The sequence below is a fragment of the Actinoplanes sp. NPDC019969 genome (assembly GCF_055562375.1).
The window spans coordinates 125506-144504 of record NZ_JBVHFK010000016.1 but is presented as its reverse complement, the minus strand read 5'-3'; the positions used below and the strand labels follow the sequence as shown (position 1 = coordinate 144504).

Genomic DNA, 18999 nt, shown 5'->3' with positions numbered 1-18999 from the left:
TGGTCCCCCTTACGACGCTGACGGGGGCAGATCGGCCGGGAGAGCTCAGGTCTGAGAGAAAGCGGTCTCCCGGCCGACGGTCCGGCTCAAGTTCCGGTACGGGCGGCTGATCAGCGCGAACCCGGTGGCGACGATCCCGAGGAACCCGGTGAGCACGAAGACCAGGGCCATCCCGCGGTCGGGCCCGGTGCCGAACCAGGAGCCGATCGCGTGGGCGCCAGCGCCGCCGTCGCTCATCAGCGGGATGAACACGAACTGGGTGATCGGCGAGATCAGGAAGGCGGTCAGCGGGGACGCGGCCTGCTCGACGCTCTGCGCCAGGCCGAAGACGCGGCCCTGCCGTTCGTACGGCACGACCTTCTGCAGGATGGTCTGCTCGGCGGCCTCCGCGTACGGCATGAGCAGCAGGTACAGGAACATGCCGATGCCCATCGGGATGATCGACGCCCAGAGCGGGAAGATCAGGATGATCGCCCACAGCACCATGTTGATCACCAGCAGCAGGCGCAGCGGCCGGGACCCGAGTCCGGTCCGCGACACCGCGATCCCGCCGATGATCATGGCGGTGCTGACCACGCCCCAGAGCAGCCCCCACGCCTGCACCGACACCAGCGACAGCCCGTACGCGTCGGCGAGGGCCATGAACACCCCGCCGAGGAAGTTGTTGAACGTGCTGAACAGGATCAGCGCGATCAGGCCCGGCACCCCGGCGACGATCCGGATCGTGCCGCGCAGGTCGATGCCGGGCGCTGACGCCGCGCTGTCGCCGTCCGCCGGCGCCCGCTCCGGGATGGTCACGAACAGCAGGTGGACCAGCGAGGCCGCGAGCACCACCAGCGCCAGGATCAGCACCGAGCGCATCCCGTCGAAGGCGACCAGCACGCCGCTGATCACCGAGGTGACCAGGAAGGTGGTGCCGGAGACGGTGCCGACCAGGCCGTTGGCGCGGTCCCGCCGGTCGGCGTCGATCAGCAGGGTGACCAGCGTCGGCAGGGCGATGGTGCGGATGTTGCCGGCGATCACCCCGAACATCAGCAGCAGCACGAACGCCCAGAGCCGGGCGTCGGCCGGATCGTGGAACGCCTCCGCCGGCACGGCCAGGTAGACCCCGAGCGCGGCGGCGTAGAGCAGCAGGGACGCGAGCGCGGAACCCTGCAGGGCGGTCTTCTTGCGGTGCCCGTCGACGAGGCTGCCGAACCAGATGCCGGTGAGGGCGGTCAGCACCAGGAAGATGCCGGAGATGACGCCGGTCGCGAAGACCGACTTGGTCTGGAGGTACGTCCAGAAGGTGACGGCGAACCAGACGGTGAAGTTGATGACCGACACCAGGCCGGTGTTGAGGAGAAGCTGGTAGAAGGTGCGGACATGCCCCGTGACGACGGTCATGACAGCACGGTAGTACCTGGACCCCGGTTGAGGTCCACGCGAATTCGCCTCAGGCCGCGCGCACGGCGTCGGGGGCCATCAGCGGGCCGCAGTCGGCCGGTGGCAGCGGCTTGGCCATGTAGAAGCCCTGGCCGTACCGGTATCCCATGTCCCGCAGCCGCTCCAGCTGCTCCCGGCTCTCGATGCCCTCGGCGACCGCTTTCAGCTGCAGGTGCTCGGCGAGCTGGGCGACGGCGGCGGCGACCGCGAGGCGGCCCCGGTCGGCGCCGTCAGCGATCCCGTCGACGAACGACTTGTCGAGTTTGAGCACGTCCACCGGGAAGGCGCGCAGCAGGCTCAGCGACGACTGACCGGTGCCGAAGTCGTCCAGGGCCAGGCGTACGCCCATCTCGTGCAGGGCCTGCAGGGTCTCGCTGACCTGCCAGCCGTCGACCACCGACGACTCGGTGACCTCGAGGATCAGGTTCCGCGGGGTGAGGCCGGTCTCGCTGAGCACGGCGGCGACCTCGTCGACGAACCCGGTCTCGCGCAACTGCCGGACCGCCACGTTCACGTTGATCGCCTCGACCGCGCCCTCCTTGAAGTGCGCGCGCCACGCGGCCAGTTGCAGGCACGCCTCGCGCAGCACCCACGCGCCGAGCGGCACGATCAGCCCGGACCGTTCGGCGACCGGGACGAACTCGCCCGGCGACACGAACCCGCGCACCGGGTGCTGCCACCGGACCAGCGCCTCGAAGCCGTGCAGGCCGCCGGTGACGAGGTCGTACACCGGCTGGTAGTGCAGCCGTAGCTCACCGCGGGCGATGCCGGTGCGCAGCTCCCCGGCGAGCGTGGCGTGGCTGACCATGTCGTGGCGCATCCGCGGCTCGAACCGGGCCAGCGACGCCTTCCCGGCCTCCTTGGCCGCGTACATCGCGATGTCGGCGTTGCGCAGCACCTCGTCGGCGTTCTCGCCGGTCTCGGCGATGGCGATGCCGGCGCTGGCGTGCAGCAACAGTTGCTGCTCGGCGACCAGGAAGGGCTCCGCGAGCGCCTGCAGCAACCGGCCGGCGGCGGCCTCGGCCGCGACCGGGTCCTCGACCGGCAGCAGAACCGCGAACTCGTCGCCGCCGAGCCGGGCCGGCATCTCCCCGGGCGCGCACTGCTCCCGCAGCCGCTGCGCCACCGCGTGCAGCAGCTGGTCACCGGCCGCCGGCCCGATCGTGTCGTTGATCATCTTGAAGTCGTCGACGTCGATCAGCAGCGCCGAGGCCGGGTCCCGGTCCTCCAGGCGCTCGGCGAGCGCGACGATGAACCGGGCCCGGTTCGGCAGCCCGGTCAGGTTGTCGCTGAGCGCCAGCCGTTCCAGTTCGGCCTGCTGGCGGCGGATGCCGCGGAGCGCGAGCGTGTTCTCCCGCAGGCTGAGCAGCTGCCGGGCGACGACGCAGCCGGCGATCACCACCGCGCCGATGATCACGGCCCGCTGGCGGTTCGTCATGTCCTGCGAGCTGACGCTGATCACCAGGCCGGCCGTGGCGGTGACGGCGGCGAACGGCAGCAGGTTGAACAGCGACCGGGCCGGGAACGTCACCGGGTGCCCGTCGGGCCGGCTCAGCGCCCGGCGCTGCAGCTGCGCGCCGACGCAGAGGGCGAGCCCGACCAGCGGCAGGGCCAGCACGGACAGCGCCATCCGGGACCAGTCGGCGCCGGCGATCAGCAGGAACGTGCCGGTGACGGCGGCGACCGGGGCGGTCATCAGCACCCGCAGCGCGGCGCCGTCGACGACGGTCTCCGGGGCGGCCGCCGCCTTGCCGATCACCACGAGCAGCAGCACCCCGCCGACGCCGACGACCGCGGCGACGATCCGGGCGCCCAGCGAGGTGCCTGACGGGGCCAGGTCGAGGACCACGTACCAGAAGATCAGGGCGCTGGCGACGGCGACGGTCACCGTGTCGAGCGCGGCCCGCAGCAGGCCGGCGGCGTTACGGCGCGGGCCGGGCAGCCCGAGGAACGCGACCATCAGCAGGAGCAGGCCGGACATCATCGGCACGGCCACCCACAGCGACATGCCGGTGTTGTTGTTGGCCCGGGCCAGCGCGATCACCGAGGACAGGAACAGGCAGAGCGAGGAGAGGTGCACGCGGCGCCAGAAGGTGCGGACCGGGCGGGGCAGCCGGACCGTACGGGTGATCCGCCGGGTGGCGGCGATCGCCACGGCCAGGGCGATCGGGCCGCCGATGTAGCCGTACGTGACGTCCTCGGCGTCCCGGACCAGCAGCCAGATCAGCACGCCGAGGTTCGCCACGGCCGCCACCAGCACGTCCGTGTGTCCCCCGCCCCGGAAGCGGGGGACGCCGGCGTCGGTATCGCTCATGGGTTGGGTACGGCTCCCGCCCGATCGGCACGTCTGGTACAGACTGCCTGTCGGCGCGGAAGCCGTGGAACTGAGCGGAACCGCCTCAGGCGGACAGTGCGGCGGACACCACGGCCCGCGCCTCCTCCTGGATCCGCGACAAATGCTCCGGGCCCTGGAACGACTCGGCGTAGATCTTGTAGACGTCCTCGGTGCCGGACGGCCGGGCCGCGAACCAGCCGGACTCCGTCGCCACCTTCAGGCCGCCGATCGCGGCGCCGTTGGCCGGCGCCTCGGTCAGGACCGCCGTGATCGGCTCGCCGGCCAGCGACGACGCGGTCACCTGCGACGGCGACAGCTTCGCGAGCACCGCCTTCTGCTCCCGGGTGGCGGGGGCGTCGATCCGGGCGTACGCCGGCTCGCCGAAGCGCGCGGTCAGCTCCCGGTAGTGCTCGCTCGGCGTCTTCCCGGTGACCGCCAGGATCTCCGACGCCAGCAGGTCGAGGATCAGGCCGTCCTTGTCGGTGCTCCACGCCCCGCCGTCGCGGCGCAGGAACGACGCGCCGGCGCTCTCCTCGCCACCGAACCCGATCGAGCCGTCGAGCAGGCCCGGCACGAACCACTTGAAGCCGACCGGCACCTCGTCGAGGCGGCGGCCCAGGTCACCGGCGACCCGGTCGATCATCGACGACGACACCAGGGTCTTGCCGATGCCGGCCTCCGACGGCCAGCCGTCCCGCGACCGGTAGAGGTAGCCGATGGCGACGGCCAGGTAGTGGTTGGGGTTCATCAGGCCGCCGTCGGGGGTGACGATGCCGTGCCGGTCGGCGTCGGCGTCGTTGCCGGTGGCGATCTGGAACCGGTCCTTCTGGGCGATCAGGGAGGCCATCGCGTACGGCGACGAGCAGTCCATCCGGATCTTGCCGTCCCAGTCCAGGGTCATGAACCCGAAGGTCGGGTCGACGTTCGGGTTGACCACGGTCAGGTCGAGACGGTGCCGAGCGGCGATCTCACCCCAGTAGGCGACGCTGGCGCCGCCGAGCGGGTCGGCGCCGATCCGCACCCCGGCCCGGCGGATCGCGTCCACGTCGATGACGTTGGGCAGGTCGTCGACGTAGATGCCCAGGTAGTCGTACACCTGCGGGGTCTGGGGCCGCGCGGAGCGCCGGACCTCCTTGAGCCCGGCGGCGATCAGCGCGTTCGCCCGGTCCTGGATCCACTTGGTGGCGTCGGTGTCGGCCGGGCCGCCGTTCGGCGGGTTGTACTTGAAACCGCCGTCGTCCGGCGGGTTGTGCGACGGGGTCACCACGACACCGTCCGCCTGGGCGGTGTTGCTCCGGTTCCACCGCAGGATCGCGTGCGACAGCGCGGGCGTCGGCGTGTAACCGTCCCGGTCGTCGATCAGCACCGTGACGTCGTTCGCCGCGAACACCTCGAGAGCGGTGATCATCGCCGGCTCGCTGAGCGCGTGCGTGTCCCGGCCCAGGAAGAGCGGGCCGGTGGTGCCCTGCTCCCGGCGGTACTCCACGATCGCCTGGCTGGTCGCCGCGATGTGATCCTCGTTGAAGGCGGTGCGCAGGCTGGAGCCGCGGTGCCCGGACGTGCCGAACGCGACCCGCTGCCCCGCGTCGGCCGGGTCCGGGTGCTCCGTGTAGTAACGCGAGATGACCCTGGGAACGTCGATCAGGTCGGACGGCTCGGCGGGCTGCCCGGCGCGGGCGTGGACGGACATGTGCGTCTCCTCGGGGAGGGGCTTGGGAGCTGTCACGGATCGTATCGAGACGCTCGCCTTGAACCATTCCCCGCGCCGATCCGAACTACCCCATGTGATGCGCGTCCTGCTCTTCCTGCTCCTCATGACCACCGCTCTCACCGTTCCCGCCTCCCCCGCGTCCGCCCACGCCGCCCCGGTCGGCTCCAGCCCGGCTCCGGGCAGCGTGATCGGCTCGTCGCCGGCCGAGGTGACGGTGACGTTCAGCGAGCCGGTGGCGCCGGTGACCGGGCAGGTGCAGGTGATCGCCCCGGACGGCGAACGGATCTCCGGCACGGCCACGGTCAGCGGGAACGTGGTGCGCATCCCGGTCCGGAAGGCGGAACGGCCGCTCGGCACCTACCTGATCAGCTTCCGGGTGATCTCGGCGGACAGTCACCCGGTCGGCGGCGCGATCACCTTCTCGGTCGGCGCGCCGTCGGCCCGCCCCGAGGCCCCGGCGGCTTCGACCGGGCCGCATGCCTCGGTTGCGGTCGCCGTTCCCTTTTTCAAGACCCTGGGGTACGCCGGGATCACGCTGATCGCCGGCCCCGCCCTGTTCCTGGCGTTCCTGTGGCCGCGGCGGCGCTCCCGGTCCGGAGCACTGCTCACGATCCGGATCGGCCTGATCCTGACCGCCGTGGCGACCGCCGGCGCGCTCGGCACGCAGGCCCAGCAGGGTTCCGGGGCACCCCTGTGGAAGGTGTCCACCGCCGAGCTGGCCGAGGTCGCCACCAGCCAGTTCGGCCTGCTCCTCCTGGCCCGCCTGACGATCCTGGCCGCCCTCGCCGTCCTCCTGCCACCCCTGCTCCGCACCCGTACCGCCGCACGGTCCTCCGCCGCGCCGGCTCGCCAGCTCGCCTTCGCCGGCGCCGCCCCACCCCCCGCGGCCCCGGCCGGCTCCGGGTCCGCGCCGTCCGGGCCGGTGGCCACGCGCCCGGGTACCCGCCGGGCCCACGGCGCGGCCGTGCTCCTGCTGGCGGTCGCCGGGCTGGCGACGTGGCCGCTGACCGGGCACGCCGTCGCGGTTCCGCTGCCGGCCGTGACCGTGGCGGCCGGGGTGGTGCACATGGCGGCGATGGCCGTCTGGATCGGCGGGCTCGTCACGCTCACCGTCTTCCTGCTGCGCGGCACGCACCCGCGGGCCCTCGGCCTGATCCTGCCGGTCTGGTCCCGCTGGGCGGCCCTGTCCGTGCTCTGGCTGGTGGTCGCCGGCCTGGTGCACGCGGTGGTGCAGCTGGGCCGGGTGAGCGCGCTGTGGGAGACCGACTACGGCAGGCTGCTGACCGGCAAGGTCGTGATCCTGGCCGGCGTGCTGGCGATCGCGGCGGCCGCCCGGCGGCGGGTGATCCGGCGGGCGAACGGCAGCGGCCTGCGGCGTCTGGTCGGCGTCGAGGTGGCAGCGGCCGCGATCATCCTGGCGCTGAGCTCCGTGCTGGTCCAGGTCGACCCGGGCCGGGTGCAGGCGGCCAAGGACAAGGCGCTCACCGGCGTCGGGGCGTCGGAGACGCTGACCACCGACCTGTACACCGTCCAGTTCAACATCTATCCCGTCGAACTCGGCGAGTACAACACCGTGCACGCGTTCCTCTACAGCCCGTCAGGCGCGCCACTGCGGGCCGAGGAGTGGCAGCTCACCGCCCGGCTGACCGATCCGGCCCTGGAGGCGTTGCCGCAGCCGATCGCCGGGCTGGAGACCGGGAACCAGGCGCTCGGCTCGGTGTCGTTCCCGCTGCCCGGCACCTACGAGCTGACCTTCACCATCCGTACCTCCCCCATCGACCGCGCCACCACCAGGACCACCGTGACCGTCCCCGGCTGACGCGGCCGTCGTCACCTCCGCGTGGTGGCGCGGCCGGACGGCAGGTGGCAGGGGCTAAGGTCGCGGCGTGCTGATCCTGTTGCCGCCCTCCGAAGGTAAGACCCCGGCCGTTTCCGGCGAGCCCGTCGACCCCGCGTCACTGTGGCTGCCGAAGCTGGCCGGCGCCCGGGAGCGGGTGCTGAAGAAGCTGGTCACCATGTGCGGGCGCAGCAGTGAACGGTCGATCGCGGACAGCCTGGCGGTGCTCGGGCTCAGCGCCGGGCAGCGGGGCGAGATCGCCCGGAACGCCGCTCTCCGCGAGGCGCCGGCGGGTCCGGCCGCGCAGATCTACACCGGGGTGCTGTACGAGGCCCTCGGCCCCGCCACTCTCGACGGCCCGGCACGGGACTGGCTGGACCGCAGCGTGGTGGTGTTCTCCGGGCTGTGGGGGGTGGTGCGGCTCGGTGACCGGATCCCGGCGTACCGGTGCTCGGTGGGTGTCACGCTGCCGTCACCGGTCGGTGGGCTCACGGCGTACTGGAAGAAGGTCTTGAACGAAACTCTGGACGAGGCCACCGCGGGGACGCCGGTCCTGGATCTGCGGTCCGGCGCCTACGCCGCGATGTGGGCGCCCGGCGGGAACGCCGCCGCCCTGCGTGTCCTGCACGAGCGGATCGCCGGCGGCGAGGCCAGGCGGTCCGTGGTGAGCCATTTCAACAAGGCCACCAAGGGCCGCCTGGTCCGCGCGCTCGCCACCGAGAGCGCTGCTCCGGCTTCGGTGGACGACCTGGTCACCGCCCTGCGCGACCTGAAGTTCACGGTCGAGGAGCGGCCCGCCCCCGCCGGGAGGCCCCGACAGCTCGACGTGGTCGTGACCGAGCTGTAGGACTACTCGGCGGAGAGGATGTCCACCACGAAGCGCAGGTCACCCTTGCTCGGGCCGTACGCCAGGTCCTGCGGCACGTCCAGCTGGATCCGGCTGCCCACCTTCTGACCCGGGATGCCCTTGTCCCAGCCCTGGATGAGCTGGCCGGTGCCGATCTGAGTGGGGTACGGAGTCGACTTACCGTCCCTCCACGTCGAGTCGATCACCTCGCCGGAGGTGTAACCGGTCAGCTTGTAGTTGACGCTGATGGTCTGCCCGGCCTTGACGACCTCGCCGGTGCCGGGCACCAGCTCCTTGATCACCAGTTCCTTCAGGGTGCCGGTGCCCTTGACCACCTCCGGCTCCTGCGACAGGCCGGTCGAGGCGGCGGCCGAACTGCCCGCCGGGGACGCCTGCGCGGTCGCGGCGGCCGCGGCCTGCGCCGCCGGGGAGGCTTGCGAGGCGGCGGGAGTGTCGTCGTTGTCGCGCACCACGAAGAACACGATCGTCAGCACCACGAAGACGAGCGCGCCGCTGAGCACCCCCGCGATGGCCTGGCCTCGCTTGCCGGTGGACTTGGTCTTGTCGCTCATGCGTCGCACTCCTGGTCAGCCGAGTCGGAAACTTCGGACACGCTACTCGCAGCCGGTAGCAATCCGGCACGGAACCTCCCCCGAATCGCCGAGGCGGATGATCAGCCGTACGTCCCCCAGCGGCCTCCCCCTCTTCACCCCCGCCCGCCAGGATGAGATCGTTTACCGCTCCCGGGCCCGTCGCTGTTGATCTGGAGGAATCCTTGCCGTTGCGTCGCTGGCGAGAATTCCGGGAACCGGCCGTGGTGATCCTCGCCGGGGTGATCGCCGTCGTCATGTTCGGCGTCGTCCTGTACTCGCGGGGCAGGGACTCCGAACCCGCGCCGCACGCGCCGCTCGCCGCCGCCCCGCCGAGCCCGCCCGCGCAGATCCCGATCCCCCTGCCCAGCATCACCCCGTCGCCGTCGTTCGCGCCGATCGACTCGATCACGATCGAACGGGTGCCGGTCCCGGGCACCGTCGACCTGGCCGCCGAGGGCATCGTCGACTGGGTGCACTGGGGCGAGGGCGGCAGGTTCGCCATGGACCGCGACGCCGGCGGCGGGTTCGCGATCCTCGAGGACACCCCGTCGCTGCCGCGCAACCGGCACACCGCCGGCCCGGAACGGTTCCGCTGGACCGGCGGGGAGCCCCTGGCGAAGACGTCCGGTGTCACCAGCGGGGTGAGCACCTGCGGCGCCGGCAACGGCTTCACCCTGTCGGCGCCCGCCGGGACCGCCTCGAGCACCCTCACGCTGTACGTCGGCGCCACCGCCGCCCGCGGCGACCTGCGCATCAAGCTCTCCACCGGCAAGGAATTCGACAGCTCGTGGGAGGTACGGGACACGTCGATGGCGACATCGGCCTATGTCATCTCGTATCAGGCTTCGCGAACTGGCAAGATCTCCGTCGAGTGGATCACCGGCGCATCCTTCGACGCGAAGTGCGGCGGCGTCGCCCTGCAGGCCGCCACCTTGCGCTGACCTGCTCGAACTTCTCGAACCGGAAGGGGAACCCTGTGTTCGCGGGCTGGGGATCGCGGGTCGCCCGCCTCAGATGGCCGGTGCTCATCATCGCTCTCGTCGCGGTGATCGGGTCCGGGATCTGGGGCCTCGGCGTTTTCGGGCAGCTCACCGAGGGCGGGTTCACCGACCCCGGCAGCGAGTCGGCCCGGGCCGCCGACGTGGTCGCCACGGCCACCGGCGGGCAGGGCGGCGACGTCATCGCGATCTACACCCCGGAGAAGGGGAACATCGACGACGCCGAACTCGGCAAGCGGATCGCCGAACGGCTGACGGCGCTGCCGAAGACGGCGGTCACGGCGCAGACCTCGTACTGGGACGCCTCCGACACCGCGTTCGCCGCCGCCGACAAGAGCAGCGGCGTCGCGGTGATCACCCTGGCCGGCGCCGACGACGCGGCCAAGATGGAGGCGTACGCCGAGATCGAGGACGCGTTCACCGTCGCCGGGGCCCGGGTCGAGCTGGCCGGCGGCATCCCGCTCGGCCACGCCTCGTCGCAGCGCTCCACCGACGACCTGGCGTTCGCCGAGATGGTGTCGCTGCCGATCGTGCTGATCCTGCTGCTGATCATCTTCGGGTCGCTGGTGGCCGCGTCGCTGCCGGTGCTGATCGGCGGCTGCGCGGTGCTCGGCTCGCTCGGCGTGCTGCACGTGGTCGCGCTCAACCACGAGGTCAACTCGTTCGCGGTCAACGTCGCCAGCCTGCTCGGGCTCGGCATGGCGATCGACTACGGGCTGTTCATGGTCGGGCGGTTCCGGGAGGAGCAGGCGGTCCACGACACGTCCGACGCGGTCCGGCGCACCGTCGCCACGGCCGGCCGGACCGTCGTGTTCTCCGCGACGCTGCTGATGACGGCGCTCGCCGGGTTGCTGCTGTTCCCGCAGGGCTTTCTCAAATCTCTGGCGTACGGCGGACTCGCGGCCGTCTTCCTCGCCATGCTGCTGTCGCTGACCCTGCTGCCGGCGCTGCTGGCGGTGCTCGGGCCGCGGGTCGACCTGGTCCCGGTGCGGCTGCCGTTCTCCCGGGCCGGCGGCACCGGCGGCTGGGAACGGCTCGCGGGATGGGTGCTGCGCAGGCCGGTGCTGGTGGCCGTACCCATCCTCGCCGCACTCCTGGTCCTCGCCCTGCCGATCCTGGACGCGCGGTTCGGCGAGAACGACGAGCGGCAGCTGCCCGCCGGTGACCCGTCGCGCGTGGCGGTGGAGACCCTCAAGTCGGACTATCCGCAGTTCGCGTCGGACGGCGTCCAGCTCGTGGTCCGCCCCGCCACCTCGGCGGACACCGTCGTCGCCGCCGCGGAGGCGGCGCCCGGCGTCGAGACCGTCACCCGGACCGGCGGCAACGAGGACGTCGCCGTCCTCACCGCCGACCTCACCAGCGGCGACCCGTTCAGCGACGAGGCCCGCGACGCCGTCGAGGCGCTCCGTGCCCTGCCCGGCGACGTGCTCGTCGGCGGCGTCACCGCCCGCAACATCGACAGCCTGGAGGCGATCGGCGCCGAACTGCCCCTCATGATCGGGCTGCTCATCGGGGCGACGCTGATCCTGATGTTCCTGGCGTTCGGATCCATCCTGCTGCCGGTCAAGGCCGTGGTGATGAGCGCGCTCAGCCTGTGCGCCACCTTCGGCATCCTGGTGTGGATCTTCCAGGAGGGCAACGGCGCGTCACTGCTGAACGTGACACCGACCCCCCTCGAAGCCGGCATCGTCGTGCTGATGGCCGCCGTCGTGTTCGGCCTGTCCACCGACTACGAGGTGTTCCTGCTGTCCCGGATGGTCGAGGCCCGGCTGCGCGGCGCGGCGACCACCGAGGCGGTGACCATCGGCCTGACCCGTACCGGCCGCGTCATCAGCGCCGCCGCCCTCCTGCTCATCGTCGTGACCGGCGCGTTCTCCCTGTCCTCGGTCACCACCATGCGCTTCATCGGCATCGGCATGATCATCGCGCTGGTGCTGGACGCGACGGTCGTCCGGGTGCTGCTCGTGCCCGCCGTGCTGCGCCTGCTCGGCGACGCGTCCTGGTGGGCGCCGGGCCCGCTGCGCCGCCTGCAGGAGAGGGCCGGCCTGGCCGAATACGCGGGTGAGGAACCGACCGGGCGGCACGCGTGGCGCCCGTCCCCCGACGAGACCGCCGTCCTCGACGGAACACTGCTCTCCCGGGCGATGCCGCTGCCTGCCGCTCCCGCGAAACACGCCCTGCCCGCGGGCAGCGACAACGTGGGCGGGGTCGTCCTGGACTATGAGGAGTTCATCGCCTACCTCGCCGACCGGGAGTCCGAGGGGGCTCATGCGGGCGGTCTGCTGACGGGCCGATCAACGGCCTTCAGCGGTACGCCGGACCTCGCCCCCGCGTCTTCGGCATCGGACTCGTCCGCTCCACCGTCGGGCTCCGAGTCCGGCGCGGCCGTTACCGCGCCGCGGGACACTGCCGCACCCTCCACGGACTTCTCCGCCGATGGTGAGCCGTCCGCTGCCACATCGCCGGCCCCTGCCGACCTCAGCCCGTCTGACCTGCCGCAGCGTGCGGCCTCCGACCTCAGAGCGTCTGACTTCGCCCGGGGCACGGACTCCTCCGCGGACACCGCGTCCTCGCCTTCCCCGGCCTCCGCGTCCTCTCCCGCCTCCGACCCTGCACCGGGTTCGGACGCCACTCCGACCTCGGAGCCCTCTTCTGCTTCAGGGTCGGCACCGGGTCCGGGATCCGCACTGACCCCGGGCTTCGCACCTGGCGCGGAGTCCGCACTTCCTTCAGGCTCCGGCCTTCCTTCAGGCTCCGGGCCCGCCTCGGACTCCGGGCTTCCTTCAAGCTCCGGGCCCGCCTCGGACTCCGGGCTTCCTTCAGGCTCCGGGCCCGCCTCGGACTCCGGGCTTCCTTCAAGCTCCGGGCCCGCCTCGGACTCCGGACTTCCTTCAGGCTCCGGGCCCGCCTCGGACTCCGGGATTGGTTCGGGCTCTGGACTCGCTCCGGGGTCTGGGCCTGTTTCGGACGCCGCGCTCGCCTCGGAATCCACGTCGCCCTCGCCGCTCTCGAGCGAGAGCGACAGTCACGCGGCTGCCACCGTGCCCACCACGTTCCCCACCACCACCTCATCCGACATTTCGGTCAAAAACGACACCGCTCCGAACGCCGAACCCAAGCCCGAGACCGGCACTTTCCCCAAGATCGTCGTCTCCCCGGAGATCGTCGTAGGCCCGGAAGCAACCGCATATCCGCGTACCGCCGCCGATCCGACCATCACCACAGACGAAGACGCGGCCGACGATCCGGAGATCGCCACCGATCCGGTAGCCACGGCAGACCTGGAACCCCCCGCGGATCCCCTGGCCGGAACCCCCCTCGGCACCACACCCATCCCCGGAACGTCTACGGAGACGGACCTCACCCCCGACGCCGATCCCACCGACGCCGAGGTGATCTGGGCCGAGGTAGAAGCCCGGGCAAACGCCCCGGAACCGACCGAACCCGAAGCCATCTGGGCCGAAATCGAGGCCAGCCTGGCCGCCGGTTCAGCACCCGCCGGTAGCGCCATCCCCACCGAAACCCCGTCCGCCGACGTTGTCTCCACCGAGGCTGTCTTCGGCGAGGCTGTCTTCGGCGAGGCTGTCTTCGGTGAGGCCCCCTCCCCCGCCGGCCAGGACCCCGCCGTCACCCAGACCCTGCACCTCCCCGGCAGCAACGCCGATCTGTCCGACCCAGCCGCCACCCAGCGCCTGTACCTGCCCAGCGACGACACCGACCCCTCCGACCCCGCCGCCACCCAGGTCCTTCATCTGCCGGACGGTACGACGGACGAGCAGAACGCGACGACCGCAGAGCAGTCCGATCCGGCAACTACACGGGTACTCCACCTGCCGACGGGAACCGCAGCCGCCACCCAGGCACTCCCCCTGGTGGGCATCAAGACACTCGCCGACACGGACGAGAGCACCGATCCCACTGCTGCTCAGGGTCCGCAGCTCCCGCCCTCGGACTTCTCTCCGGCGCCCACCGATCCGGCGACCAGCAACAACCCGGTAGCCCGTGAAAGCGGCTTCCCGCAGACAGCCGTTCCCCACGCAAACGATCCGGAACTCTCTCCCGCCGACATCGAGTCGGCGTTCCTCTCCACCGACGGCGACCCGGCCGCCTTCACGGCGGGTGACCCGGCACCCTTCGCTGTCAGCACCGAGTCGACGGCTTTCACCGGCAGTGGCCTGGCGGCCGGCCCCGCAGACGCTGCGGCGGTGATCGCTCCAGAAACCGAATCGACCACGTCGTCGGCGGTCCTTCAGCCGCCTGCTTTCACCGAGCCGGCCCCGCCCCTGCCCGCAGAGGTGTTCGCCTGGCGATCCGACCCCCGGCTCGCCGACCTCACCGCCCCGGCCCCCGGCTCGTTCCATTGGCTCGACCGCGCCACCCCCGAACAGTCCACCCCCGACTCCGCCACGCGCCGCCCGCAAACCCTCGGCGACCTGCTGGCCGGCGACCCTGCCGCCTCCCGGCACTCCGGAAACCCCGGCGAGCCGCATCCGCTGGCCTTCGGCGACCAGCCCACCGAACCGGCGAGCCCGCCATCCTCCCCGGAGCACCCACAGACCCTCGACGCACCCGCACCATCCGAGAGCACCGCTCTCGCCGGAACCCCCACCACGGAACCGGCCGCGTTCTCCGAGCCCTCCCGCCCGGACGCGCCAGCGATCGCCCACATCAGCGAGCCCGACACCACCGAGCCGAACCTGACGCCGATCCCGGCCCCCGCCACCGAGGTTTCCACTCCCCTCACCGATCCGGTGCACACGGAAGCCCTTTCCCCCACCACCGAAGCGGACGCGGACCACACCGCCAAGGAAAGTGCTCCCACCGCCGAACCGGACTACACGGAAGAGTCCGCCTCGCCGGCCCAGCACAACGGCGCGGCGGACCACATCGAGCCGGCTTCCCTGGAGTCCTCCACGGAGCCGTCATCGGTGGAGCCGGCCTCCACCACGGAACCGGAATCGGGTTCACCGGCGCCTTCGGCCGAGGTGGCTTCCGCCGATGTCACCCCCGGTGCGCCGACTCCGGTTGACGACCCCACTCCGGCACGGTCCGAAGCCAGCACGGAAACATCGCGGGAACCCGTCGTTCAGCAGGGCCGCGACGTCGCCGCCGCAACCGGTTCGGTAAGCGCCGTACCCGCGGACACCACTGACCACCCGTACTCAGAGAGCACTGCTCACCGGTCTGAGGACGGGACCCACGCGTTCCCGGAGCCGGCGGCGGGCCCGAGCCTCGACCCCGCCAACAGCGACGATGCGCCGCTTGCCGCGGCAGCCGCATCTGAGGAGGCTTCCGCCAACCTCGGCACACCCGTCGTCGAGGATGCAGCGCCGGAGAGTCTTCCGGAGCCGACCGAGGCCACCGCGCCCCCCGGCGTCGACATCTCGCCGCCCGCCGAGTACGGCGAGGTGATCACAGCCACGGCCTCCAGCGAACTCGAGGAAACCGCTCACCCCATTGAGGCTGAGGAAGACCCCGCAACCACGAGCACCGCTGCAATCGAGGACAACACCGCAACCACCACACTCGTTGCGGTCGAGGGAAGCAGCACGCCGACCACACCCGCTGAGGTTGAGGAAAGCAGCACGCCGACCACACCCGCTGAGGTTGAGGAAAGCAGCACGCCGACCACAGCGGCTGCCGAAGTCGAAGAAGCGACGCCCGCTGAAGCCGAGGAGACCGGCGCAGTGGAAATGCCCACTGCGGTTGACGGCGTGACCACGACGCCCTCTCCGGACGACGCGGAGGATGCCGGCACGTCGGCTGCCGTGACCGAGGCGGCCACGGACGCCGCGGCAGAAGACCAGGCCGGCGCCTCAGCGGCCGACGAGGCCGGTGAGATGCCCCGGTCCGCTGCGGATGGGGGCCCGGAGCAGGCCGGCACCGAGCCGACGCAGACCATGCCGGGCTCGACCGAGGCCCCGGTACGGGCCCGCCGCCCGCAGACCCTCGACGAATGGCTGCGCACCGGCCCCGACCACCGGCCACTCGACGACGCCACCAGCGCACCGGCCGTTGTCGCTGCCCGGCCCACCTCCCTGGGCGACCTGCCCAGCGCGCCGGTGAGCGCCGCTCCACCGAACGAGCCGCACATCCCGGCCTACGGAGGTACGGAAACCCCCGCCGGGCAGCCCACCGACGCGGAGGATCGGCCCCGCCGGCCGCAGACCCTCGGTGACGTGTTCGGAATCCCGCCCCGGCGTCCCCCGGTGCTGAGCGAGCAGGCCACGAACGAGCCTGAGCAGCACCCCGGCAGCGCGGAACACGAGCGCAACGAGGTGGGGTTCCAGCGCGGCCGCCGCCCGGAGACGCTCGACGACCGGCTGCGCGGCACGGCCCGCCCGGCCACGCTCGCCGATCATCTGCCGGAGCACGGGCGCGGCAACCGCCGGGCCGCGAACGGTGGGCCGGCGTGGACCGGCGGGTCGGGTGAGCACCCGTACGACAGGCAAGCTCGTCGCCCCGCCTCGCTGGCGGACCATCCCGGACCGGTCCGGGCAGACCGTGAGGAACCGGAAGATCCGGCCGCCAGGCCGTAGCACTGATCCGGACGAGGGGCCGCTGAGCGGAAATGCTCAGCGGCCCCTCTCGTATTCGAGGCCCGGCGGCCGATGGGGACCGCCGGTAAGTACAGTGCGTGCGGGTAAGCAGCAGAGGGAGAGTACGAATGACCGGCAGTGTCGACCCGGACGCCGTGAGTGTGGATCCGGACCGTCTCGCGGTCTGTCTCGCGGTTCTGGCCGAGGTGGAGGGCCTGCCGCCGGAGCATCCGGACGCGGTGGCGGTGCGGCGGGCGACCGCGAGCCTGTTCAAGACGGTGAAGTTGGAGCGGCGCCGGGAGCGCCGGCAGGCCGTGGTGGCGCACGATCGGGCGGTGACGGAGGCGACGGCGACGGGCGCGCCGGGCCGGATCGACGACGAGACCGCCGGGATTCCGTTGAAGAGCACGGTGGCGGGCGCGACGGCGGGGGTCCTCAAGCAGGCCCGCGGGTGTTACACCTGCAAGAAGCGGTACACCGTGGTCGACGCGTGGTACCACCAGCTCTGCCCGGAATGCGCCGAGCTGAACCGTTCGCGGCGTGACGCGCGCACCGATCTGACCGGCCGGACCGCGCTGCTCACCGGCGGTCGCGCCAAGATCGGCATGTACATCGCGCTGCGGCTGCTGCGCGACGGCGCGGATCTGACGATCACGACGCGGTTCCCGCACGACGCGGTCCGCCGGTTCACGGCGATGCCGGACAGTGCGGACTGGCTGCACCGGTTGCGGGTGGTCGGCATCGATCTTCGTGACCCCGCGCAGGTGGTGGGGCTTGCGGAGAGCGTCGCGGCGCGCGGTCCGCTGGACATTCTGATCAACAACGCGGCGCAGACCGTACGCCGTACGGCGGGCGCGTACTCGGAGCTCGCGGCGGCCGAGTCGGCGCCCCTGCCCGACGGCCCGCTCCCGGAGCTGGAGTTCTTCGGCGGCGCCGCGGCGATCGGTTCGTCCCCGGCGGCGGCGCTGACGGCCGCGCACCCGCCGACGCTGTCGCCCAAGGAGATCACCGAGATGGCGCTGACGGCGCGGTCGGTGGCGATCGACGCGGGTGGCCTGGTCCCGGACGTGACGACGACGAACAGCTGGAGCGACCGGGTGCACGAGGTGGCTCCGCTGGAGCTGCTGGAGGTGCAGCTCTGCAACGTGACCGCGCCGTTCATCCTGGTCAGCCGTCTGCGTGCGGCGATGGCGGCGTCGACTTTCCCTCGGCGGTACGTGGTGAACGTGTCGGCGATGGAAGGAATCTTCGCGCGCGGCTACAAGGGCGCCGGGCACCCGCACACGAACATGGCGAAGGCCGCCCTGAACATGCTGACCCGCACCAGCGCGGAGGACATGTTCGCCGACGGCATCCTGATGACCAGCGTGGACACCGGCTGGATCACCGACGAACGGCCGCACTTCACCAAGATGCGGCTGCACGAGGAGGGCTTCCACGCCCCGCTCGACCTGGTCGACGGCGCCGCCCGGGTGTACGACCCGATCGTGCGCGGCGAGCAGGGCGAGGACGTGTACGGCTGCTTCCTGAAGGACTACGCCCCCGTCGCCTGGTGAACGAAAGGGCCGTCCCTCCGGTGGAGGGGCGGCCCTTTCCGTTCCTGTCGGATCAGCCGGCGGCGCCGGTCAGCGCCCGCGGCCCTGCTCGCCGTCGGTCTTCTGGCCGCCGAGCGGGAAGCCCGGCAGGTCCGGAAGGCCGGGGAAGTTCGGCTTCTTGAAGTCCTGCTGGTCCTGCTGCTGCCCCTGCGGCTTCTTGAAATTCTGCTGGCCGAGCGGGAAGTTCGGCTTCTGCTGCGGCTTCTGGAAGTCCGGCTGGCCGAGCGGGAAGTTCGGCTTGGTCTGCGGCTTCTTGAAGTCGGGCTGCCCCAGCGGGAAGTTGGGGTGGTTCTGCGGCTTCTTGAAGTCCGGCTGCCCCAGCGGGAAGTTGGACGGCAGCTTCGGCGGCACGAAATCGTCCGGCGCCTCGAAGATGTCCTTCGGGCCATTGAACTTCTTGTACGGGTTGATCTTGTACCCGTTGAGGTCGCCGTACTGGACGCCCTTCAGATTCTTCAGCGGGTGGCTGTAGGGCCCGCCGACGTGGAACGGCTTGCCGATGTGCATCGGCTTGTACGGCCACTTCTGCGGCCAGTAGCCGTTCCAGCTGTTCCAGTACCAGTTGTCCTCCTCGACCTGCAGCACCCAGACGTGCCCCCAGCCCGGAATCCATGCCGGGTAGCAGTACGGGTCCTCCCAGGCGCCGACCTTCTCACCCCACCAGCCGGCCTTGTAGCAGTCCCACTTGTTGGAGTAGTAACCGACCACATAGTCGTCGTTCCAGTCCCAGTAGGGGCCGCTCTTGGCGGTCTCACTGCCGGGCGCCGCAACGGCGGCGGGGCTCGCCTGGGCCGGGCTGATCCCGAGCATGGCACCGGCCGCCAGAGTCATACCGGCCAGTGCCAGCATCCGCTTCGCGTTCTTCATGTCACACCTTTTCAGTACAAATCGCCATGACTTGCGTAGCTCATCACGCCCCGCAAAGCCGAACGCCGCGTTTACCGGAACGATGACCGTTCGGCCGACCCACACGCGGTCCTTAAAGTCAATACGTCATTGGATATCAGAGGATTCTCAGCACTTCTCGGCACTGGCCTGCGCGCTCAGGCCACCCAGTCGACTCCAGCGGCGGTGAGCAGGTGGACGACACCGCCCGGAGACCTCGTTCGCCCCCACACC

The 18999-nt window shown here is 71.5% G+C and carries 10 protein-coding genes; 5 read left to right on the top strand and 5 right to left on the bottom strand.

The genetic code is table 11. The annotated features are described in order from the left end of the window. Window positions 1-45: 45 nt before the first annotated feature. The 3 genes from ACZ3II_RS37875 to pgm form a co-directional block, all read right to left on the bottom strand. Window positions 46-1386: an MFS transporter gene (locus tag ACZ3II_RS37875; protein WP_465524589.1), complete on the bottom strand. Its 1341-nt coding sequence runs from the start codon at window positions 1384-1386 to the stop codon at window positions 46-48. A gap of 49 nt (window positions 1387-1435) precedes the next feature. After that, window positions 1436-3739: a putative bifunctional diguanylate cyclase/phosphodiesterase gene (locus ACZ3II_RS37870; RefSeq protein ID WP_465524587.1), complete on the bottom strand. Its 2304-nt coding sequence runs from the start codon at window positions 3737-3739 to the stop codon at window positions 1436-1438. A gap of 85 nt (window positions 3740-3824) precedes the next feature. Further along, window positions 3825-5450 carry a phosphoglucomutase (alpha-D-glucose-1,6-bisphosphate-dependent) gene (gene pgm / locus ACZ3II_RS37865; protein ID WP_465524585.1) on the bottom strand — a complete coding sequence of 542 codons (1626 nt, stop codon included), beginning with the start codon at window positions 5448-5450 and terminating at the stop codon, window positions 3825-3827. A 97-nt stretch (window positions 5451-5547) separates the two neighbouring features. On the opposite strand from pgm, the gene ACZ3II_RS37860 reads away from it, so the two are divergent. Together ACZ3II_RS37860 and yaaA are read left to right on the top strand one after the other, a co-directional pair. Next, on the top strand, window positions 5548-7290 hold the full coding sequence (locus ACZ3II_RS37860; RefSeq protein ID WP_465524583.1) for a copper resistance CopC/CopD family protein: 1743 nt from the start codon (window positions 5548-5550) through the stop codon (window positions 7288-7290). 67 nt (window positions 7291-7357) lie between these two features. Next, complete coding sequence (yaaA, locus tag ACZ3II_RS37855) at window positions 7358-8155, top strand: peroxide stress protein YaaA (RefSeq protein ID WP_465524581.1); 798 nt, start codon at window positions 7358-7360, stop codon at window positions 8153-8155. 2 nt (window positions 8156-8157) lie between these two features. Here the strand turns inward: yaaA and ACZ3II_RS37850 are convergent, their stop codons facing one another. Next, on the bottom strand, window positions 8158-8727 hold the full coding sequence (locus ACZ3II_RS37850; protein WP_465524579.1) for an FKBP-type peptidyl-prolyl cis-trans isomerase: 570 nt from the start codon (window positions 8725-8727) through the stop codon (window positions 8158-8160). Between the two features lie 209 nt (window positions 8728-8936). Between ACZ3II_RS37850 and ACZ3II_RS37845 the strand changes: the two genes are divergently transcribed. The 3 genes from ACZ3II_RS37845 to ACZ3II_RS37835 all read left to right on the top strand — a co-directional run bounded on the left by ACZ3II_RS37845 (window position 8937) and on the right by ACZ3II_RS37835 (window position 17841). Continuing rightward, entirely contained in the window at window positions 8937-9689 is a 753-nt protein-coding gene (locus tag ACZ3II_RS37845) for a hypothetical protein (protein ID WP_465524577.1), read from the top strand. 80 nt (window positions 9690-9769) lie between these two features. After that, a complete protein-coding gene (locus ACZ3II_RS37840; RefSeq protein ID WP_465524575.1) occupies window positions 9770-16285 on the top strand; it encodes an MMPL family transporter in 6516 nt (2171 codons plus the stop codon). Window positions 16286-16413: 128 nt separating this feature from the next. After that, window positions 16414-17841, top strand: coding sequence for an SDR family NAD(P)-dependent oxidoreductase (locus ACZ3II_RS37835; RefSeq protein ID WP_465524573.1), 1428 nt, complete (start codon window positions 16414-16416; stop codon window positions 17839-17841). Between the two features lie 69 nt (window positions 17842-17910). Here the strand turns inward: ACZ3II_RS37835 and ACZ3II_RS37830 are convergent, their stop codons facing one another. Continuing rightward, window positions 17911-18747: a hypothetical protein gene (locus ACZ3II_RS37830; protein ID WP_465524571.1), complete on the bottom strand. Its 837-nt coding sequence runs from the start codon at window positions 18745-18747 to the stop codon at window positions 17911-17913. Between the last annotated feature and the right edge of the window lie 252 nt (window positions 18748-18999).